The following is a 4,275-nucleotide window of genomic DNA, read 5'->3' on the forward strand; positions in this document are numbered from 1 at the left end:
TAAATATACGAACGATGGGCTTATGGCAAGAGTTACAACAACACCCAATCGCTGGCGTACAAATTTATGATTTTATTACGCCAGAAATAGCAGAAGCCGTGATTAGATGTAACTCTTGTTAAGGTAAACAAGGCATTTTAGTAGATCAATAAAATGCCTTGTTGGTATAAGATTTAATTTACTGCAATATGCGTAAATTTATCAAAAAATGTTGGGAATGTTTTCGCAGTACATTCAGGCTCGAGAATAGTTACTGGTGTATCAGAAAGAGCGATTAATGCGAAACACATTGCCATACGGTGATCATTATAAGTTGCAATTTCAGCATGTTTGAACCGATTTAATGCTAATGGTTCTACTCGTAAAAAATCTTCTCCTTCTTCAACTTTAGCGCCTACTTTGCGTAACTCTGTTGCCATTGCAGTTAAGCGATCGGTTTCTTTAACACGCCAGTTATAAATATTACGAATAACAGTTTCACCTTGAGCAAATAGGGCAGTAGTAGCAATCGTCATTGCAGCATCAGGAATATGGTTCATATCCATATCAATGCCATGCAATTCCCCTTTTTCTACCTCAACAAACTCTTCACTCCAGTGGACTTTAGCCCCCATTTTTTCTAATACATCAACGAAATGTTTATCGCCTTGGATACTCTGTTTACCAATACCATTAACTTTTACTTTCCCTTTAATTGCTGCGGCAGCAAGGAAGTAAGAGGCAGAAGACGCATCGCCTTCAACCATAAACTGACCTGGAGAACGATATTGTTGACCACTAGGTACATAAAATATTTGGTAATTGTGGTGTGACACTTTTACCCCAAAAATTTCCATCATTTTTAAGGTAATATCAATATAAGGCTTTGAAACTAAATCGCCAACAATATGAATTTCACTATCTTGTTCAGCTAATGGTGCTGCCATCAGTAGTGCAGTTAAAAATTGTGAAGAAATCGAACCACTAATTTCAACTTTGCCTCCACGTAATCCTGTATTACGAATGGCTAATGGTGGATATCCTTCTTGTTCTAAGTAATCAATTTCTGCACCCATTTGATATAACGCATCAACCAAATGTTTGATTGGACGTTCTTTCATCCGTGGTTCACCAGTTAAAACAATCTCACTTGTTTCTTGAGCAGGTGAAGATAAACAAAGCGCTGCGGTAAGAGGACGCATTGCAGTACCTGCATTACCGAGAAATAAACTTAATCCATTTTGCCATTGGAATGCCCCACCATTTCCCTCGATAACACAAACAGTTTTATCTTCTGATAATTGGTAATGAATACCTAAGGAACGTAAAGCATTTAACATATGACGTACATCATCACTATTTAATAGGTTAGTAATAGTGGTGGTGCCTTGTGCAAGTGCAGCAAGTAATAAAGCCCGATTCGATAAACTTTTTGAACCAGGTAAAGTGATTTCTCCTTCGATACGAGTAATAGGATTAAGTGTAATAGAATTCATAAACTGCAAATATCCTCTGGTCAGCGATTAATTGGCTAAAACTTCAGTCAAAGCGTTGATAAAGGCTTGGTTTTCTTCAGGTAAACCAATACTAATACGTAAATGATTTGGCATACCATATCCAGTGATAGGGCGTACAATCACTCCTTTATGCAGTAATGCATTGTAGATAGGTTGTGCGGGTTGTTTTAAATCAACAGTAATAAAGTTACCTTTTGATGGAATATATTCAAGTCCTTGTTGCTCAAAGAATTGAACAAGTTGTTGCATTCCCTGACGATTATTTTCCGCCACTTTATGTAGAAAATCGTCATCATTAATCACAGCAGTAGCAGCAGCTAATGCCAAACTATTACAGTTAAATGGTTGGCGTACACGATTAAAGAGATCAGCAATTTCAGGATCAGAAACAGCATAACCAATACGTAAACCAGCTAAACCATAAGCTTTTGATAATGTGCGACAAACCACTAAATTAGCAAATTTCTTTTGTAGCTCAAATGAAGGAACACGTTCATTTTCATCAGTAAATTCAGTATAAGCTTCATCTAATACCACAATAATGTGTGATGGTACTTTTGCTAAAAAGGCTTCAATTTCTGCCGTGGTAAGGAAAGTACCAGTTGGGTTATTTGGATTAGCAATATAAATTAATTTTGTTTTGTCCGTAATATTGGCAAGAAATGCGTCTAAATCATGCCCCCAGTTTTTTGCAGGAATCACAACCGCTTTTGCGTTAATTGCTTGAGTAACGAGCGGATAAACAATAAAGGCATATTGTGAAAAAATGATTTCATCATCTTCACTTGCGAACGTGTGCGCAATTAACTCTAGTAAATCATTTGAGCCATTCCCAAGGGTAATTTGTGCAGGATCAAGCTGAAACTTTTTGGCAACGGCTTGCTTGAAATAGAAACCATTGGAGTCGGGATAACGTGTTAATTGATTTAATTCATTTAAGATAGCTTGTTTTGCACTATCAGATAGACCAAAAGGATTTTCATTGGAAGCTAATTTAACAATATTATGAATACCTAATTCTCGCTCTAATTCTTCTGTTGGTTTACCTGCTTGATAAGGCGACAATTTTTTTACGCCTTGATTAACAACTTCTAAAAATTTCATAATAATTCCTGTAAAAATTAATCTGCTTTATTTTCTTGAGCAAATTTATCCATAAACTCAATTAATGCTTCAACACCAGCAATTGGCATTGCGTTATAAATGGAAGCTCGCATTCCACCTAGTACTTTATGTCCTTTTAAGGCACGTAATCCCGCTGCATTGGCTTCGCTGATAAATTTTGCATTTAATTCATCGTTGCCAGTGGTAAAAGTGACATTCATTAATGAGCGGTTTGCTTCCGCAACGTTATTACGATAAAACGTGCTTTGATCGATATATTGATACAATAATTCAGCTTTTGCGCGATTTTTGAGTTCAACTGTTTCAAGGCCACCATTCGCGAGTAAATGTTCAAATACTAAAGAACAGAGATACCAAGCAAAGGTTGGTGGTGTATTAAACATAGAATCATGATCACGTAAAATTTGATAATTCCAAACGGATGGTGTACTCCGGCGAGCCTTACCGATTAAATCATCACGGATAATGATCAAAGTAATTCCTGATGGCCCCATATTTTTTTGCGCACCCGCATAAATCATCCCAAATTTACTGATATCAATTGGACGAGATAGGATATTTGATGACATATCGGCAATGAGTACAGTATCGCCTACATCGGGTACTTCAAAGATTTCAATCCCACTAATAGTTTCATTCGGACAATAATGTACATAATCATATTGAGTAGCAATATCACTGAAATCAAGATCTCTGACGCCAGTTTTTCCATCTTGTTCTGTCAAAATATTAATTTCATCAATATTACCAAATAATCGAGCTTCTTTTGCCGCTGCGCCAGACCAATGTCCACTGGTTAAATAAAGTGCTTTACCATTTTCAGATAATAAATTCATTGGAATGGCAGCAAATTGTCCGCGAGCGCCACCTTGAGCGAAAAGAATTTGATAATTATCTGGTACGTTAAATAATTTACGCAGATCTTCAATAGAACGTTTTGCTAACGCCATAAAGTTAGCACCACGATGGCTTACTTCCATTACAGAGGTACCTAAAGATTCCCAATCAAGCAATTCTGCTTGTGCACGTTGTAACACTTCCTTTGGCATCATTGCTGGGCCAGCACTGAAATTAAAGACTTCTGTCATATTTACCTTCTTTATTTTATTCGTCAAAATTTATCTAGTTTTAACACTAGCGAAATGAATTATCAACGGCTTTCTGAGTTGTTTCTTAATTATTATGCGGACATCAGAGATCTTAATGAAAAAGGGCGATATCTTTTTGACGATATTAAAAAAAACCGTTACAGTAAGCGCCAGAATTTCATTTATTACTAGAGAGCGTTTATTATGGAAAATGTAAATAAAAAATGTTTTGAAGATGTTTTGGAGTATGTGCGTATGTATCGTCAAAAGAATAAACTTTTGCGTGATATTGCCGATAATGATCGTAAAATCCGCGACAACCAAAAACGTGTGTTATTGTTAGATAACTTAAATCAATATATTACTGATGATATGTCTGTGGCAGATATCCGCGCGATTATTGCGAATATGCGTGAAGATTATGAAGCGCGTGTTGATGATTATATGATTCGTAATGCAGAAGCGTCTAAACAGCGTAAAGAAATTAGCAAAGCTATGAAAGAGCAGTCTAAATTACATGCTGAAATGCTTAAAAAAGATAAATAAACAGATAATAAAAAGTAAAA

Annotated in this window: 4 protein-coding genes; 1 reads left to right on the plus strand and 3 read right to left on the minus strand. The window is 36.1% G+C overall.

Translation table 11 applies throughout. From position 1 onward, the window contains the following. Nucleotides 1–173: 173 nt before the first annotated feature. Genes aroA through serC form a run of 3 tightly spaced genes read right to left on the minus strand, consistent with a single transcriptional unit; the run spans nucleotide 174 to nucleotide 3,709 of the window. Nucleotides 174–1,475 carry a 3-phosphoshikimate 1-carboxyvinyltransferase gene (aroA, locus tag PF272_RS01090; RefSeq protein WP_271141320.1) on the minus strand — a complete coding sequence of 434 codons (1,302 nt, stop codon included), beginning with the start codon at nucleotides 1,473–1,475 and terminating at the stop codon, nucleotides 174–176. A 27-nt stretch (nucleotides 1,476–1,502) separates the two neighbouring features. Further along, a complete protein-coding gene (hisC, locus tag PF272_RS01095; protein ID WP_271141321.1) occupies nucleotides 1,503–2,600 on the minus strand; it encodes a histidinol-phosphate transaminase in 1,098 nt (365 codons plus the stop codon). 17 nt (nucleotides 2,601–2,617) lie between these two features. Further along, a complete protein-coding gene (gene serC, locus PF272_RS01100; RefSeq protein WP_271141322.1) occupies nucleotides 2,618–3,709 on the minus strand; it encodes a 3-phosphoserine/phosphohydroxythreonine transaminase in 1,092 nt (363 codons plus the stop codon). A gap of 204 nt (nucleotides 3,710–3,913) precedes the next feature. Between serC and PF272_RS01105 the strand changes: the two genes are divergently transcribed. Beyond that, nucleotides 3,914–4,255 carry a DUF496 family protein gene (locus PF272_RS01105; RefSeq protein WP_065234265.1) on the plus strand — a complete coding sequence of 114 codons (342 nt, stop codon included), beginning with the start codon at nucleotides 3,914–3,916 and terminating at the stop codon, nucleotides 4,253–4,255. Nucleotides 4,256–4,275 lie beyond the last annotated feature (20 nt).

Source organism: Gallibacterium faecale, from assembly GCF_027920745.1.
In the GTDB taxonomy this organism is placed as follows: domain Bacteria; phylum Pseudomonadota; class Gammaproteobacteria; order Enterobacterales; family Pasteurellaceae; genus Gallibacterium; species Gallibacterium faecale.

Bases quoted from the DNA above. Each gene is read 5' to 3' on its own strand.
- aroA (WP_271141320.1), bottom strand. From the start codon at position 1,475: ATGAATTCTATTACACTTAATCCTATTACTCGTATCGAAGGAGAAATC.
- hisC (WP_271141321.1), bottom strand. From the start codon at position 2,600: ATGAAATTTTTAGAAGTTGTTAATCAAGGCGTAAAAAAATTGTCGCCT.
- serC (WP_271141322.1), bottom strand. From the start codon at position 3,709: ATGACAGAAGTCTTTAATTTCAGTGCTGGCCCAGCAATGATGCCAAAG.
- PF272_RS01105 (WP_065234265.1), top strand. From the start codon at position 3,914: ATGGAAAATGTAAATAAAAAATGTTTTGAAGATGTTTTGGAGTATGTG.